At 52.9% G+C, this 15,151-nt stretch carries 17 protein-coding genes; 13 read left to right on the top strand and 4 right to left on the bottom strand.

The window, feature by feature from the left end; translation table 11 throughout:
• Window positions 1-37: 37 nt before the first annotated feature.
• A complete protein-coding gene (gene mlaF / locus L4174_RS01860; protein ID WP_248143890.1) occupies window positions 38-850 on the bottom strand; it encodes a phospholipid ABC transporter ATP-binding protein MlaF in 813 nt (270 codons plus the stop codon).
• Window positions 851-1,272: 422 nt separating this feature from the next.
• On the opposite strand from mlaF, the gene L4174_RS01855 reads away from it, so the two are divergent.
• The 12 genes from L4174_RS01855 to mgtE all read left to right on the top strand — a co-directional run bounded on the left by L4174_RS01855 (window position 1,273) and on the right by mgtE (window position 10,715).
• Complete coding sequence (locus tag L4174_RS01855; RefSeq protein ID WP_248143889.1) at window positions 1,273-2,259, top strand: calcium/sodium antiporter; 987 nt, start codon at window positions 1,273-1,275, stop codon at window positions 2,257-2,259.
• A 14-nt stretch (window positions 2,260-2,273) separates the two neighbouring features.
• A complete protein-coding gene (locus L4174_RS01850; RefSeq protein WP_248143888.1) occupies window positions 2,274-3,245 on the top strand; it encodes a KpsF/GutQ family sugar-phosphate isomerase in 972 nt (323 codons plus the stop codon).
• 11 nt (window positions 3,246-3,256) lie between these two features.
• Complete coding sequence (gene kdsC, locus L4174_RS01845) at window positions 3,257-3,805, top strand: 3-deoxy-manno-octulosonate-8-phosphatase KdsC (protein WP_371929367.1); 549 nt, start codon at window positions 3,257-3,259, stop codon at window positions 3,803-3,805.
• Complete coding sequence (lptC, locus tag L4174_RS01840) at window positions 3,802-4,365, top strand: LPS export ABC transporter periplasmic protein LptC (RefSeq protein ID WP_248143886.1); 564 nt, start codon at window positions 3,802-3,804, stop codon at window positions 4,363-4,365. The genes kdsC and lptC overlap by 4 nt, the downstream gene beginning before the upstream one ends.
• A complete protein-coding gene (gene lptA / locus L4174_RS01835; RefSeq protein WP_248143885.1) occupies window positions 4,346-4,846 on the top strand; it encodes a lipopolysaccharide transport periplasmic protein LptA in 501 nt (166 codons plus the stop codon). Before lptC ends, lptA begins: the two co-directional genes overlap by 20 nt.
• Before the next feature lie 13 nt (window positions 4,847-4,859).
• A complete protein-coding gene (lptB, locus tag L4174_RS01830; protein ID WP_036749704.1) occupies window positions 4,860-5,585 on the top strand; it encodes an LPS export ABC transporter ATP-binding protein in 726 nt (241 codons plus the stop codon).
• 78 nt (window positions 5,586-5,663) lie between these two features.
• Window positions 5,664-7,154 carry an RNA polymerase factor sigma-54 gene (locus L4174_RS01825; protein ID WP_248143884.1) on the top strand — a complete coding sequence of 497 codons (1,491 nt, stop codon included), beginning with the start codon at window positions 5,664-5,666 and terminating at the stop codon, window positions 7,152-7,154.
• Window positions 7,155-7,185: 31 nt separating this feature from the next.
• Window positions 7,186-7,473, top strand: coding sequence for a ribosome hibernation promoting factor (hpf, locus tag L4174_RS01820; RefSeq protein ID WP_036749710.1), 288 nt, complete (start codon window positions 7,186-7,188; stop codon window positions 7,471-7,473).
• A gap of 1 nt (window position 7,474) precedes the next feature.
• A complete protein-coding gene (gene ptsN, locus L4174_RS01815) occupies window positions 7,475-7,927 on the top strand; it encodes a PTS IIA-like nitrogen regulatory protein PtsN (protein WP_248143883.1) in 453 nt (150 codons plus the stop codon).
• Between the two features lie 21 nt (window positions 7,928-7,948).
• Window positions 7,949-8,812: an RNase adapter RapZ gene (gene rapZ / locus L4174_RS01810; protein WP_248143882.1), complete on the top strand. Its 864-nt coding sequence runs from the start codon at window positions 7,949-7,951 to the stop codon at window positions 8,810-8,812.
• Window positions 8,813-8,814: 2 nt separating this feature from the next.
• Window positions 8,815-9,090, top strand: coding sequence for an HPr family phosphocarrier protein (locus L4174_RS01805; protein WP_248143881.1), 276 nt, complete (start codon window positions 8,815-8,817; stop codon window positions 9,088-9,090).
• Between the two features lie 266 nt (window positions 9,091-9,356).
• Window positions 9,357-10,715 carry a magnesium transporter gene (gene mgtE, locus L4174_RS01800; protein ID WP_248143880.1) on the top strand — a complete coding sequence of 453 codons (1,359 nt, stop codon included), beginning with the start codon at window positions 9,357-9,359 and terminating at the stop codon, window positions 10,713-10,715.
• A gap of 78 nt (window positions 10,716-10,793) precedes the next feature.
• Here mgtE and pmbA read toward each other — a convergent pair whose 3' ends face one another.
• Window positions 10,794-12,137: a metalloprotease PmbA gene (gene pmbA, locus L4174_RS01795; protein ID WP_248144202.1), complete on the bottom strand. Its 1,344-nt coding sequence runs from the start codon at window positions 12,135-12,137 to the stop codon at window positions 10,794-10,796.
• Between the two features lie 117 nt (window positions 12,138-12,254).
• Here pmbA and yjgA point away from each other — a divergent pair, with 117 nt between their 5' ends.
• Window positions 12,255-12,779 (top strand): ribosome biogenesis factor YjgA, encoded by a 525-nt coding sequence (gene yjgA, locus L4174_RS01790; RefSeq protein WP_248143879.1) that lies wholly within the window; start codon window positions 12,255-12,257, stop codon window positions 12,777-12,779.
• Between the two features lie 88 nt (window positions 12,780-12,867).
• Here yjgA and tldD read toward each other — a convergent pair whose 3' ends face one another.
• Both tldD and L4174_RS01780 read right to left on the bottom strand, forming a co-directional pair.
• The gene (tldD, locus tag L4174_RS01785) at window positions 12,868-14,313 is read right to left on the bottom strand and encodes a metalloprotease TldD (RefSeq protein WP_248144200.1); all 1,446 of its coding nucleotides are present in this window, start codon (window positions 14,311-14,313) and stop codon (window positions 12,868-12,870) included.
• A 5-nt stretch (window positions 14,314-14,318) separates the two neighbouring features.
• On the bottom strand, window positions 14,319-15,149 hold the full coding sequence (locus L4174_RS01780; RefSeq protein ID WP_248143878.1) for a carbon-nitrogen hydrolase family protein: 831 nt from the start codon (window positions 15,147-15,149) through the stop codon (window positions 14,319-14,321).
• Window positions 15,150-15,151: the final 2 nt, after the last annotated feature.

Below are 15,151 nucleotides of genomic sequence, written 5' to 3'. Positions count from 1 at the left end.
AAATACCTTTATTTGCGATGTCGTGTTCATCACGCAGTTAAGAGACCGGCTGACTGAACAAATCCTGCTCCAGTGACTGGGCAGGAAACTTGAAAGGAACGGGGCCATCCGCATTGCCATCCAGAAACTGCCGGACTCTGGGATCCGGGTTTGAATTCAGCTCATCCGGGGTTCCGCTGCCAATGATTTTTCCGCCCGACAGCAGATACACATGATCAGCAATGCTCATTACCTCCGGCACATCGTGCGACACAATCACAGAGGTAATGCCCAAGGCATGGTTCAGGCTGTGGATCAGCTTCACCAAAACACCCATGGTAATGGGATCCTGTCCGACAAAAGGCTCGTCATACATAATCAGGTCTGGATCCAGAGCTATGGCTCTTGCCAGTGCCGCCCGACGCGCCATCCCGCCGGACAACTCATTCGGCATCAGGTTGGCGGCACCGCGCAGTCCGACCGCTTCCAGCTTGAGCAAGACCAGCGTGCGCAGCAGATCTTCCGGTAAGTCGGTGTGCTCCCGCAGCGGAAATGCCACATTGTCAAACACCGTCATATCGGTAAATAAGGCGCCTGACTGAAACAGCATACTCATCCGCTTGCGTACCTGATATAGCGCACGGCGCGATAAAGAAGGGATGTTCTGGTCTTCAAACCAGACTCCGCCCTGATCCGGCATCAGTTGCCCACCGATCAGACGAAGCAGTGTCGTTTTACCGATTCCTGACGGCCCCATAATGGCGGTAATCTTCCCCTTCGGGACAGTCAGCGACACATCATCAAAGATGTTGCGCTCACCCCGTGAGAACGTCAGGTGATCAATTCGAATTAGCGCTTCGGTTGCTGTCATAACCTTCCCAATCACCTGCTGAGATAATCCATCCGGGATCAGCCGCAATACAGGCATAAATGAATATTATTAAATAGTTATCTGAGTCGGGTTGATCATAGGTAGAATCCCCGGCCAACTCAAGGCAACGGCTGTCAGAACGTTGTGATTTTTCAGCCCAACGGTCGGACTGGCTGCACTTGCCGTTCAACAACTCATTTTATGAACCGTGTTTTTTATATCATAACTGACCTGAATAGAACCAATACCCGACGTAATTCATTTTTTACTTCAGTAATTTTCGGCGGAAGTCCGCCATTCCCACACGAAGATCACAACCAGAGCCGTAAATACTCAAGGCTTTTCCTTCCATTTTCGTCAGTGAAACGTCAAAATTGCTCTCTTAAAAATCGCTCACAGAAAAAATGAAATAAGGGATAATAATGCTTGAAGCCATCGTGTTGCTCTGTATCGGACTCGCGTTACTGGTATGGAGTGCAGATCGTCTTGTCTTTGGATCAGCAGCCTTGGCAAAAAACCTGGGGGTCGCCCCGCTGATTATCGGGATGACGATTCTGGCAATGGGCTCCTCTGCCCCGGAAATGATGGTTTCCGCCACTGCAGCCCTGGCAGGCAAAACCGATACTGCCGTCGGCAACGTGTTGGGTTCAAATATTGCCAATATTGCGTTAATTCTGGGCCTGACTGCGATTTTAAAGCCCTTATCCATCAGTTCAGGGATTATTCGCCGTGAACTCCCGTTGATGATGGTGGTCACACTGATTGCCGGTGCACTGCTATGGGACAGCTATCTGGGGTTCTTTGAAGGTGTCCTGCTGGTTGTTCTCTTTATCATTTTTATCCTGGCGATGCTGAAAATCAGCAAAAGCAACAGCAACAGCAACAGCAACAGCAATAAAGATCAAGACATCCTCTTAGAAGAACAGGAATCAGAAATCCCGGACGGGGTCAGTAATATGGCAGCCGTCGTCTGGGTCATCATCGGTCTGGTCCTGCTGCCTTACGCTGCAGGCATGCTGGTTGACTCGGCAGTCATCATTGCCAAACACTTCGGCATGAGCGATCTGGTGATCGGACTGACCATCATTGCTGTCGGCACCAGCCTGCCAGAGCTAGCGGCATCCATCGCCAGTATTTACAAGGGTGAGGATGACATGGCCGTCGGGAACATCATCGGTTCCAATGTATTTAACATTTTGGCTGTCATGGGAATCCCGGGGCTGCTGAATCCTTCAGTACTCAGCCCGCTGGCTATGGGGCGTGACTTTTATATTATGCTGGGCGTCTCTGTCCTGCTGGTTCTGATGGCGCTGGGCAAGCGTCGCCGAATCAATCGTTTTGAAGGCCTGGTGCTGATTTTATGCTTTGTCGCTTACCAGGGTTATCTGCTTTATAATCTGTCAGCCTAACAGAGAGCGAAACTATGCCTGATTCCTTTGACTACGGCCGGATTGGCCGCCGCGTAATTGAAATCGAATCGACAGCCCTCAAGGGGCTGTCCCAGTATATCAACGGCAGCTTCAGCGAAGCCTGCCGGCTGATTCGCCGTTGTCAGGGCAAAGTGATCGTGATGGGAATGGGCAAATCCGGCCATATCGGCAATAAAATTGCTGCCACACTGGCCAGCACAGGGACCCCATCCTTTTTTGTTCATCCGGGAGAAGCCAGCCATGGCGATCTGGGGATGCTGGATAAACGCGATATTGTTCTGGCAATTTCAAATTCCGGCGAAGCCGGCGAGATTCTGACCCTGCTCCCGGTCATCAAACGCCAGGGCATTCAGATGATTGCGATGACAGGCAAACCAGAATCCACCATGGCCCGGCTGGCTCAGGTGCATTTACAGATTACAGTCTCTCAGGAGGCCTGCCCGCTAAATCTGGCACCTACTTCCAGCACCACAGCAACCCTGGCCATGGGAGACGCGCTGGCCATTGCACTGATGGAAGCACGCGGCTTCACCGCCAACGATTTCGCTCTCTCCCACCCAGGCGGTGCACTGGGACGAAAACTGCTGCTGCGGATCAGCGATGTCATGCATAGCGGCGAGCGTCTGCCCGTCGTCCATCAGGATGCCAGCATTAAAGATGCCCTGCTGGAAGTGTCCCGTCAGGGACTTGGCATGACCGCTATTGTTGATGATAACCAGCAGTTAAGCGGCATTTTTACAGATGGCGACCTGCGCCGCCTGCTCGACAAACGTATCGATATCCATCAGACCCCGATCGGTGAGGTCATGTCACCGAATCCGAGCACGATTTCCTCTCAGGTCCTGGCTGCCGAAGGCCTGAAACTGATGGAAGAAAGAAAAATCAATGGCCTGCTTGTTGTGGATGATCAGCAACTGGTGGGCGCTCTGAACATGCATGACCTGCTCAGAGCCGGAGTAATGTAATGACAAACGCCATGCAAACAACATTGTACGGGCCAGTCCCGGATGCAACTTTCAACACAGCCAAAAATATCCGTCTGCTGATCTGCGATGTGGACGGGGTATTTTCTGATGGCCGGATCTACATGGGTAACCACGGTGAAGAACTGAAAACCTTTCATACCCGTGACGGCTACGGCATCAAATCTCTGATGGCGGCCGGTGTGGAAGTCGCCATCATTACCGGCCGCCGTTCACAAATTGTCGAAGACCGGATGTCCGCACTGGGGATCCGTCATGTCTATCAGGGACAGGACAACAAGCTGGCTGCGTATCGGGATCTCACAGAAAAACTGGCTATCGCGCCGGAACATACCGCCTATATCGGTGATGATCTGATTGACTGGCCGGTCATGGCCGAAGTCGGACTGTCCGTTTGTGTTGCCGATGGCCATCCGCTTCTGGCACAGCGCGCCAAGCTGACCACCCGGATCAAAGGGGGTTACGGCGCCGTGCGTGAGGTGTGCGATCTGATTCTGGAAGCACGCGGTGAGCTGGATCAGCATAAGGGACTGAGCATATGACGTTTAACCGGCTGCTCTATGCGCTCCTGATCGTCCTGTGCGCATGGACCGGTTACTACCTGCTCCAGAAACACTGGCAACAGGAAACACAGATCGCCCCGGATACTGAAAAACCAATCTTCACGGGTACTGGGGTCAGAAATACCTCATATACCGAGTCGGGCATTCGCAGTTATCGGATCGAATCTGAGACGCTGGAGTATTTCAATCTCAGCGGCAACACGGATTTCCAGCAGCCGGTGATTTGGGTTTACAAAGACGGCGATGAAACCGAATGGCGTATCAGTGCAAATCACGCCACACTAAATAAAGAACACATCCTGCAGATGTCTGGTAATGTAAGAATCTTCAACCTGTTACCCGACTCCGCCATTGAAGCGATAAAAACAGATACACTGCGGCTGGATTTAATCAGTAAAGATTTCGATACGCCCGATCCGGTTACGATTACCGGCAGCGCCTTTCAGAATGAAGGGATTGGCATGAAAGGCAATATGGAGCGCAGTGTGGCGACCCTGATGAACAATGTAAAAGGTAGATATGAAGCTTTGCAAAATTAGCGCCCTGCTTTGCCTGGCAGTCAGCACATCCGGCTGGGCATTAAGCAACGATACCGAACAACCAATTTACATCAATTCGGATAGTCAGGAACTGGACATCCAGAAAAATGTGGTGACGTTCACCGGCAATGTCACGCTGCGTCAGGGCAGTATTGATATTCGCGCGGACAAAATTGTCGTCACCCGCCAGACTCAGAACGGTGATCAGCAAACCATTGATGCTTATGGCTCACCCGCCACATTTTTCCAGAAAATGGATGATGGCAAGCCAATCAATGGTTCCGCGATGCAAATGCGCTACGAGACCGCCACCGAGTTCCTGAAAATGACGGATAAAGCCGTGCTGGTTCAGGAAGGCAGTGAAATTAAGGGCAAAACCATCAGCTATAAGATTGATGAGCAGAAACTGGTTGCCACCAGCGGCGGTCAGCAGCGGGTGATCACGATTTTGCAGCCAAATCAGCTCAAGCAAAAACCATAAATAAAGAGAACGAATGTCAAAGTTAACCGCAACCCATCTGGCAAAAAGTTACAACGGGCGCAAAGTCGTATCCGATGTCAGCCTGGAAGTGGAGTCCGGCAAGATTGTCGGTCTGCTCGGCCCGAACGGGGCTGGCAAAACCACATCGTTTTATATGATTGTGGGCCTGGTCGCCCGCGATGCCGGCTCAATCACCATTGACGATCATGACATCAGCCTGCAGCCCATGCATAACCGAGCCCGGATGGGGATCGGATATCTGCCGCAGGAAGCATCGATCTTCCGTCGCCTGACCGTCCATGACAATCTGATGGCCGTGCTGCAGACCCGCTCTGAGCTCTCTAAAGCCGAACGTCAGGACAAGCTGGAAGAACTGCTGGACGAATTCAACATTCAGCACATCCGTAACAGTCAGGGCATGGCGCTGTCCGGTGGTGAGCGCCGCCGGGTTGAAATCGCCCGTGCTCTGGCGGCGAACCCGAAATTCATCCTGCTGGATGAACCCTTTGCCGGGGTCGATCCTATCTCTGTGATCGATATCAAGAAGATCATTGAACACCTGCGAGATCGCGGCCTCGGCGTCCTGATCACGGACCATAATGTCAGGGAGACGCTGGACGTTTGTGAGCATGCTTACATTGTCAGTCAGGGGCAGCTCATCGCCCATGGAACGCCCGCTGAAGTGCTGAATGATGAGCATGTGAAACGTGTCTATCTGGGAGACCAGTTCCGTCTATAGTTATAGATAAAAGGGCACAAGAGAGGTAAGCTGACCCACAAGCGATTCATACAATAATCACAAGGTGTCTGTACACACATGAAAACTTCGCTCCAGCTTAAGCTAGGTCAACAATTGGCAATGACGCCGCAACTGCAACAAGCCATTCGCTTGTTGCAACTGTCGACACTGGACCTGCAACAGGAAATCCAGGAAGCCTTAGATGCCAACCCTTTGCTGGAGCTCGACGAGAGTCATGACAACGACACCACATCCTCAGATAATGATGAAATCCGTGCGGAAAGCGCAAACGGCAAGGATGATTCAGTCGAACAATACGACGAGATCAGTAGTGACAGCTTTGACACCTCTGAAGTCATTGAACAGCGGGAAATGCCTTCCGATTTACCCGTTGATACCACCTGGGACGACGTCTACAGCGCGGGCACCGGCAGCACCGGAATTGCCCCCGATGATGATATGCCGGTCTATCAGGGGGAAACCACGGAAACCCTGCAAGATTACCTGATGTGGCAGCTGGAGCTGACCCCGTTCAGCGATACCGACCGTGCCATCGCCTTCGCCATCATTGATGCCATTGATGACAAGGGCTATCTCACCTGCAGTTGTGAAGACATTCTTGAGAGTATGGGCGATGAAAACGTCGAGCTTGATGAAGTCGAAGCCGTGCTGAAACGGGTTCAGCAGTTTGACCCGCTCGGTGTTGCCTCGCGCAGCCTTCAAGAATGCCTGTTACTTCAGCTGGCAACCTATCCGGAAGACACTCCGTGGCTGAATGAAGCCAAAACGATTCTGACTCAACACCTCGACTTGCTGGCAAACCGTGATTACCGCCAGCTGATGCGCGATACCAAGCTCAAGGAAGACGAGCTGAAAAACGTGATGTCCCTGATCCACTCGCTGGATCCGCGTCCCGGAAACCGGGTCGTCGCCTCTGAGACCGAATATGTTGTTCCGGACGTGTCCGTCTTCAAGGACAAAGGCAAGTGGGTGGTCACCATCAACCCCGACAGCGTGCCTCGCCTGCGGGTGAATGAGCAATATGCAGCGCTGAGTAAACACACGCGAAACAGCGCAGACAGCCAGTTTATTCGCAGTCACCTGCAGGATGCCAAGTGGCTGATCAAAAGTCTGGAAAGCCGGAATGAAACCCTGCTCAAAGTTGCCCGCTGCATCGTGGAGCACCAGCAGGACTTTTTCGAATACGGCGAAGAAGCCATGAAGCCGATGGTTCTGAACGACATCGCACTGGCCGTCGATATGCACGAATCCACCATTTCCCGGGTCACAACGCAGAAATATATGCATACTCCCCGGGGTATCTTTGAGTTGAAATTCTTCTTTTCCAGCCATGTCAGTACGGATAACGGGGGCGAATGTTCTTCCACCGCGATCCGAGCACTGGTGAAGAAATTGGTTGCGGCTGAGAATCAGGCCAAACCTTTGAGTGATAGCAAAATAGCGACATTACTGGCGGATCAAGGCATCATGGTGGCCCGACGTACTATTGCCAAATACCGTGAATCGCTTGGTATCCCGCCTTCAAGCCAAAGAAAGCGCCTGCTCTGAGGAGAGAGGCAGCAAAAGGAGGAAGATGTCTATGCAAATTAATCTCACTGGTCACCACATTGAAATCACCCCTTCGCTGCGTGAATATGTGACAACCAAGTTCGATAAGCTGGAGCGCTTTTTCGATAAGATTAACAACGTGCATGTGGTCCTGAATGTGGAGAAATTGCAGCAAATCGCCGAGGCGACCCTTCACATTAACGCCGGTGAAATCCATGCGAGAGCAGATTCTGAAAATATGTATGCTGCAATTGACCAATTAACTGATAAACTGGTCCGTCAACTAAACAAACACAAAGACAAACTCAATAGTCATTAACATGCAACTGAGTCGAGTATTAAGCCTGGACTGCACCAAGAGTGCAGTCCACTGCTCCAGCAAAAAACGCGCGCTGGAAATTATCAGCGAAATCGCCGGCCAACATTTAAACCAAAACCCTCAGCCACTGTTTGAGTGCATGCTGAACCGGGAAAAAATGGGCAGCACCGGGATCGGTAACGGCATCGCGATACCCCATGGCCGCATCAGCGACAGTGAGCAAGCCATTGCTGTTCTGATCCAATGCCAGCAACCCATTCAGTTTGATGCCATCGACAATCAACCAGTCGATCTGTTGTTTGCACTGCTGGTTCCGGATGCTCAATGCAAAGAGCACCTGAAAACTTTGTCCAGTATGGCCGAAAAACTCAGTGATAAAACCATCCTGAAACAGCTACGGGCCGCGAAAAGCGACGAAGAGCTTTACCAGATCATGACCACAGAGCCCTCTTAACCGGCACAAGGAAAGCCCGTCATGAAATTGATGATAGTCAGTGGCCGCTCAGGCTCAGGAAAATCAGTTGCCCTGCGGGTACTGGAAGACCTCGGATACTATTGTGTCGATAACCTGCCGGTTCACCTGCTTTCCGATCTGATCAAAACACTGGACCCGCTCACCCAGAATGTCGCTGTCAGCGTTGATGTGCGCAATATGCCGGCCGATCACGATATTACCAGTGGCGTTCTGCACGATGTACGTCAGCAGGCAGATGTCAGCCTGCTGTTTCTCGATGCAGACGATAAAACCCTGGTGAAGCGCTACAGTGAAACCCGGCGTCTGCATCCATTATCCCGCCAGAATATGAGCCTGGAAGAAGCCATTCAGGCAGAAAGCGCCTGGTTGGCCAATCTCAAGGAACAGGCTGATCTGGTGCTGGATACCACACAGCTGTCGATTCATGATCTGAGTGAGACCGTGCGTGCCCGGGTACTGGGACGTGAATCCCGTGAACTGGTGATGGTCTTTGAATCCTTCGGCTTCAAACACGGTCTGCCGACCGATGCAGATTTCGTCTTTGATGTTCGTTTCCTGCCTAATCCGCACTGGGTTCCGGAACTGAAACCGCAGACGGGCCTTGATAGTGCTGTTCAGGATTACCTCGCCAGCCACCATGAAGTTTCCCAGCTGATCTATCAGATCCGTAACTTCCTGGAGAACTGGCTGCCGATGCTGGAGAAAAACAACCGCAGCTATGTCACAGTTGCCATTGGCTGCACCGGTGGTCAGCATCGGTCGGTGTATGTCGCCCAGCAACTGGCAGAGTATTTCCGGCATCAGGGCCAGCAGGTTCAGATCCGGCACCGGACCCTGGAACAACAGACAAAACAGAAGCATTGAGCATGAGTACAGTCAGCCGAGAACTATTCATCAAAAATCGCCTGGGCCTGCACGCCAGAGCTGCAATCAAACTGGTCGAACTGGCCCAGAGCTTTGAATCGACCGTCACCGTCACCAACGCAGACAAGTCTGCGACCGCGGACAGTGTGATGGGGCTATTGATGCTGGAGTCGGCGCAGGGACAGAAAATCACCGTCAGCGCCGAAGGCAGTGATGCCAGTGCCGCGCTGGAAGCCGTCACTTCCCTGATTGAAAACGGCTTTGATGAAGATAGCTGACCGCTGTCCCGTTTCTTTGTGAACAAATCATTTACCGCGAATTGTGCTGAAATCGCTTTGAATTTCGGCAATATGAACCTTTCTGACAATACTCTACCGCTTTTCAGACTCTTCCGGAATTGTCCCGCCATCTGGTGAAATCTCAGTAAGATTTCAGATCCAATGAGACAAAGGACACATTATTGCGTTAATATTCAGCTTATTGCGCCATTTTCCGTCCGCTTTCATTTGAGCGCCGGACATATTCACGAAGCAAGGTAGTTCTCATGGCGGACGTTTTCGAACAAGATCAGACCCACCAGACGCTGCAACAAGTCAACCAGGCCCTGGAACGAGGGATGTTCGTGCACGTCAGGCGAATGCTGCAGGATATGGAGCCGGAAGACATTGCTCACCTGCTTGAAGCCTGTCCGCCGAAAGAGCGCCAGGTGCTCTGGCAACTGACTGATCCGGAAGAACAGGGCGAGATCCTCGACGAACTGTCTGAAGATGTCAAAGACGGCATCGTCGCCATGATGGCCCCGGAAAAGCTGGCGGCCGTTGCTGAAGGTATGGAAAGCGATGACGTCGCTTACGTCCTGCGTAGCCTGCCGGATCGGCGGTTCCAGGAAGTTCTGGCGCAAATGGATGCCGCCGATCGACACCGGATCGAACTGGCGCTGGCCTATCCGGAAGAAAGCGCCGGCGGTATGATGAGTACCGACTTCGTCACAATTCGCGGCGATGTAACCGCAGATGTGGTGCTGCGTTACCTGCGGATGAAAGGCGAACTGCCGGAAGCGACCGACGCCCTGTACGTAGTTGACGAACAGAATGTGCTGATTGGTCACCTCTCACTCGCCACTCTGATCACGACCCAGCCTGATGTACAAATCAGCGAAGTGATGGACGACCCGGATGAAGCCATCAATGTCGACATGGACGACAGCGAAGTCGCGAATCTGTTCGAGCGCCGGAACTGGCTGTCAGCCCCGGTCGTTGATGCCAATAATCAACTGGTCGGCCGGATCACCATTGATGATGTGGTTGATATCATCCGTGAAGATGCCGAACACTCCATGATGAGTATGGCGGGTATGGATGACGACGAAGACACCTTTGCCCCCGTGATGAAATCAGCCCGTCGCCGCAGTATCTGGCTGGGTGTGAATGTTCTGGCAGCCCTGGCTGCGGCATCGGTTTCCAATATGTTCGAAGACACACTGGACAAAATGGCAGCCATTGCCGTCCTGATGACGATTGTGCCTTCCATGGGCGGTGTGGCCGGTAACCAGACCGTCGCCCTGGTGATCCGTGGTCTTGCCGTGGGCCATATCGGGGATTCCAATACCCGCTGGCTGCTGAGTAAAGAAGCCCGGGTCGGCCTGATCAACGGGATTCTCTGGGCCTGTATCATTGGCGGTGTGGTCATGTTGTGGAAAGGCAATGTGATGCTAGGCGGTATTATTGCCGGGGCCATGATGACTAATCTGCTGGTTGCCGGGGTGGCTGGTGTCGGTGTCCCCATTATTCTCAAGAAACTGGACATTGACCCCGCGCTGGCAGGCGGCATGGCACTGACCACCATTACCGACATTGTCGGATTGTCGGTCTTCCTCGGCCTTGCAACCGTCTTTATCACCTGACAAGTGACAGCACAGAAACAAAAAAGGTCTGGCACTGCCAGACCTTTTTTATACGACAATTTTATACACTAAACGCTGTTATTCGCCCGCGATCTTCATTGATTCGAGCAAGACCGATCCAGTCTGGATCTGGCTGCGGGTTTCCGTATCTGTGCCGATCGCCACAATGTTGGTCATCATGTCTTTCAGATTGCCAGCGATCGTGACTTCACTGACCGGGAACTGGATTTCGCCCCGCTCGACCCAGAAACCGGCTGCACCACGGGAATAATCACCGGTCACAATGTTCACGCCCTGCCCCATCAGCTCGGTCACCAGGAAGCCTGTATCCAGCTTGCGCAGCATCGCCTGAAAATCTTCACCGGTACTGGACACCAACCAGTTGTGAATACCACCGGCATGTCCCGTTGGCTGACGCCCCAGTTTCCGGGCTGCGTAGCTGGTCATCAGGTAGGTTTTCAAAACCCCGTCCTGAATGATTACCCGGTCATGGGTTGCCAGACCTTCACTGTCGAACGGCGTACTGGCCAATCCGCGCAGCAGGTGCGGCCGCTCACTGATATTGAGCCAGGACGGAAAAATCTGCTCATCCAGCATGTCCAGCAAAAAGGTCGATTTCCGGTACAGGTTTGCACCGCTGATCCCCATCACAAGATGACCAAACAGCCCGGTCGCAATATCCGATGCAAACATCACTGGCGCCTGACGGGTGGTCAGTTTCTGTGGATCAATACGGCTGACGGTACGCTCAGCAGCATGCCGCCCGACCTGCTCCGGCGACCACAAATCAGAAGTACGTCGCGCCAGCGTGTAGCTGTAATCTCGCTCCATATCCCCGTTTTTGCCTTCCGCAATTACGCTGCAACTGATGCTGTGGCGACTGCTCGCATAACTGGCCAGCATGCCATGGCTGTTACCGTAAACCCGAACGCCGTAGTGGCTGTCATAACTGGCACCGTCACTTTGTTTGATCCGGCTGTCAGCATCCAGCGCAGCCTGTTCGGCAGCAATTGCGATAGAAGCGGCATGATCCGGCTCGGGTTCATCCGGATGGAAAAGATCCAGATCCGGAATATTCCGGGCCATCAGTTCCGCAGGGCCGGGACCAGCATAAGGATCTTCCGAGGTATGGCGGGCAATTTCCAGCGCCGCAGCCACAGTCTGAGCTATCGCGGCTTCGCTGAGATCAGAAGTCGAGGCGCTGCCTTTTTTCTGGCCGCGGTACACGGTAATCCCCATGGCACCATCACTGTTGAACTCGACGTTTTCAACCTCACACAGGTGCGTCGAGACACTGATCCCTGTTGACTTGTTAATCGCCACTTCGGCAGCATCTGCCTGCTGACCAGCCAGTTCCAAAGCTCGGGCGACTGCCTGTTCCAACTCGCGGCGTTGCTGAGCGACTTGTTGTTTCACATCCATAGCCATCATTTAATCTGTACTGTTTTCCTAAGGATAACACTCAAGGGAATTAAAATGCGCCCAAATTCAACCTGAAACTGATAAAATAGAGACATTGAAGTCAGTCATGAGCCTGTTATGAGTCGTAAAAACAAGAGAGCCCCCTGGGAAGAGGAAGAGGAAATCATCTGGGTCAGTAAATCCGAGATGAAACGTGACATGGAAGCCCTGCAGAAAATGGGCGAAGAGCTGGTCAAGCTCAAGCCAAATGCCCTGGCAAAAGTACCGGTCAGCGAAGACCTGCTGCGTGCCATTAAAGATGCGCACCGGTTCAAGCAGGAAGCTTACCGCCGCCAGTTACAGTTGATTGGCAAACTCATGCGAAATGAAGACATTGAGCCGATTCAGACTGCACTGGATAAACTGAACAACAAACATGCTCAGGTCACTGCACAACTGCACAAGCTGGAAACCCTGCGGGATCGCATGATTGACGACGGCGACAGCGTCATCAATGAAGTGATGGATGCTCACCCGGAAGCTGATCGTCAGCAACTGCGTCAGCTTGTTCGCATGGCTAACAAAGAAAAAGCACAGAACAAACCCGCCAAAGCCTATCGCGAGATCTTCCAGATCCTGAAAGGTCTGTACATCACTGACTGATGTATCCGATACGCTTTGCTGCGAATAAAAATGCCAGCATTTCGCTGGCATTTTTTTATGCTTGTTTTTGGTCGCAATACTACAGAATTTACTGTGTACCACCCACAGTCATCGATTCCAGTTTCAGCGTCGGCTGACCGACGCCAACCGGAACACTCTGACCCGCTTTGCCGCAGACGCCAACCCCGCGGTCAATCTCCAGATCATTACCGACCATCGACACTTTCTGCATGGCTTCAATACCGCTGCCGATAAGCGTCGCACCTTTAATCGGACGCGTAATTTTACCGTTTTCAATCAAATACGCTTCAGACGCGGAGAATACAAACTTGCCTGAAGTAATATCGACCTGACCACCGCCAAAATTCGGCGCGTAAATACCTTTCGAGACACTGGCAATAATTTCTTCCGGGGTATGCTCGCCCGGCAGCATATAAGTATTGGTCATGCGTGGCATCGGCAGATGCGCATAGGATTCACGGCGACCGTTCCCCGTCGGGTTTACCCCCATCAGACGCGCATTCAGTTTATCCTGCATGTAGCCTTTCAGCTTACCGCCTTCCACCAGCACATTGTACTGACCCGGTGTGCCTTCATCATCGATATTCAGCGAGCCCCGGCGATCTGCCAGAGTGCCGTCATCCACAATGGTACACAGGCTGGACGTCACCTGCTGACCCATCTGACCGGAGAACATGGAAGAGCCTTTTCGGTTAAAGTCGCCTTCCAGGCCATGGCCCACAGCTTCATGCAGCAATACACCAGGCCATCCGGCCCCAAGGACCACCGGCATGGTTCCGGCAGGTGCCGGATCCGCATCTACATTAATCAATGCCTGACGCAGGGCTTCATCGGCATACTGAAGGGCAACAGATTTACCATCCGTTTCCGTCTTAAAGTACTGGTAGCCGAACCGGCCGCCACCACCCGCACTGCCGCTTTCCCGCTTGCCATTTTTTTCGATCAGCACACTGACCGAAAAACGGACCAGCGGACGGATGTCTGCGGCGTAAGTGCCATCAATAGCAGCCACCAGCACCTGTTCATAGACACCGTTGATGCTGACGGAAACTTCTTTCACCAGTGGTTCTTTGGCACGAATGTAAGCATCCACTTCCTTCAGGAGGGCGATTTTATCCTGCCGTTCCATACTTTCCAGCGGATTGACCGGTGCGTAGACCGCAGGCACCGGAGAAGCTGCCAGTGTTTTGACTTTCCCTTCTCCGCCGCTGCGCGCAATCCCGCGTGCTGCTTTCGCACTTTGCGTCAGAGCCAGCTTGCTGATTTGATCCGAATAGGCAAATCCCGTTTTTTCACCGGAGACCGCACGAACCCCGACACCCCGGTCAATATTGAATGAACCATCCTTGATAATGCTGTCTTCCAGGACCAGTGACTCATGCCAGCTGGACTGAAAATAGATGTCGCCATAATCCACATTACGGGCGGTCATCAGGGCCAGAATCTGGCTGAGATCTTTACGCTCAAGTCCGGACTGGGCCAGCATGGTCTGTTCTACGGTTTCCAGCATCATTGCCTTTACTCTTCTGTGTTGCACTGCTGCACCTGAAATCGGGTGTGTTGCAGCAATGGCATATTGGTTCGAATCTGCTCACTCAGGCCCAGATCGATCTCCGCGGCGACAACCCCCGTTCCCTGCTCCTGGCAGGCAACCACCTGTCCCCAGGGATCCACAATCATGGAGTGACCCCAGGTTTCCCGGCCCTGGTTATGCTCGCCCCACTGCGCGGCTGCCACAATCCAGCACTGCGTTTCGATCGCTCTGGCGCGCAGCAGGATATCCCAGTGCGCCTTACCAGTGACTTTCGTGAAGGCCGCGGGGACAACGATAATGTCTGCGCCCTGAGCCCGCAGCGCACTGTAGAGCTGCGGAAAACGCACATCATAACAGATTGACAGTCCGATGTTGCCGAAAGGTGTTTTCACAACCCGAACCGCACCACCCGGCCGGAAGGTATCCGACTCCCGATAGCTGTGGTGACGATCGGCCACCTCCACATCAAACATATGCAGTTTGTCGTAATGCGCCTCCAGCTCTCCCTGATCATTGAACAGCAGCGCTGTGGTCGTCATAGCACCATCATCGCGACGAACCGGCATCGAGCCAATGAGCAGCCAGATCCCCAGCTGCTTCGAGATTGCCGCCAGTTCAGATTGTAAAGGTCCGTTGCCCAGAGGCTCCGCATGACGTTCATAATCCTGACGCGTCCCAAAGACCAGGCAGTTTTCCGGGGTCACAACGAGCTTGGCGCCCTGGAGCTGTAACCCTTTCAGCTTCTTCTTCAACTGCGCCAGATTCACCTCAGGATCCGGCCCGGAATTCATCTGTACAACACCCACTTTGGCCATCA

Origin of the sequence: Photobacterium sp. CCB-ST2H9, assembly GCF_023151555.2 — a bacterium.
GTDB lineage: Bacteria > Pseudomonadota > Gammaproteobacteria > Enterobacterales > Vibrionaceae > Photobacterium.
This window is presented reverse-complemented; position numbering and strand designations above follow the sequence as displayed.

Excerpts from the sequence above, each read along its gene's own strand:
- tldD (WP_248144200.1), bottom strand. The coding sequence starts at position 14,313 with ATGATGCTGGAAACCGTAGAACAGACCATGCTGGCCCAGTCCGGACTT.
- hpf (WP_036749710.1), top strand. The coding sequence starts at position 7,186 with ATGCAAATTAATCTCACTGGTCACCACATTGAAATCACCCCTTCGCTG.
- yjgA (WP_248143879.1), top strand. The coding sequence starts at position 12,255 with ATGAGTCGTAAAAACAAGAGAGCCCCCTGGGAAGAGGAAGAGGAAATC.
- kdsC (WP_371929367.1), top strand. The coding sequence starts at position 3,257 with ATGCAAACAACATTGTACGGGCCAGTCCCGGATGCAACTTTCAACACA.
- lptC (WP_248143886.1), top strand. The coding sequence starts at position 3,802 with ATGACGTTTAACCGGCTGCTCTATGCGCTCCTGATCGTCCTGTGCGCA.
- rapZ (WP_248143882.1), top strand. The coding sequence starts at position 7,949 with ATGAAATTGATGATAGTCAGTGGCCGCTCAGGCTCAGGAAAATCAGTT.
- pmbA (WP_248144202.1), bottom strand. The coding sequence starts at position 12,137 with ATGGATGTGAAACAACAAGTCGCTCAGCAACGCCGCGAGTTGGAACAG.
- lptB (WP_036749704.1), top strand. The coding sequence starts at position 4,860 with ATGTCAAAGTTAACCGCAACCCATCTGGCAAAAAGTTACAACGGGCGC.
- mlaF (WP_248143890.1), bottom strand. The coding sequence starts at position 850 with ATGACAGCAACCGAAGCGCTAATTCGAATTGATCACCTGACGTTCTCA.
- L4174_RS01805 (WP_248143881.1), top strand. The coding sequence starts at position 8,815 with ATGAGTACAGTCAGCCGAGAACTATTCATCAAAAATCGCCTGGGCCTG.
- lptA (WP_248143885.1), top strand. The coding sequence starts at position 4,346 with ATGAAGCTTTGCAAAATTAGCGCCCTGCTTTGCCTGGCAGTCAGCACA.
- L4174_RS01855 (WP_248143889.1), top strand. The coding sequence starts at position 1,273 with ATGCTTGAAGCCATCGTGTTGCTCTGTATCGGACTCGCGTTACTGGTA.
- ptsN (WP_248143883.1), top strand. The coding sequence starts at position 7,475 with ATGCAACTGAGTCGAGTATTAAGCCTGGACTGCACCAAGAGTGCAGTC.
- L4174_RS01780 (WP_248143878.1), bottom strand. The coding sequence starts at position 15,149 with ATGGCCAAAGTGGGTGTTGTACAGATGAATTCCGGGCCGGATCCTGAG.
- L4174_RS01825 (WP_248143884.1), top strand. The coding sequence starts at position 5,664 with ATGAAAACTTCGCTCCAGCTTAAGCTAGGTCAACAATTGGCAATGACG.
- mgtE (WP_248143880.1), top strand. The coding sequence starts at position 9,357 with ATGGCGGACGTTTTCGAACAAGATCAGACCCACCAGACGCTGCAACAA.
- L4174_RS01850 (WP_248143888.1), top strand. The coding sequence starts at position 2,274 with ATGCCTGATTCCTTTGACTACGGCCGGATTGGCCGCCGCGTAATTGAA.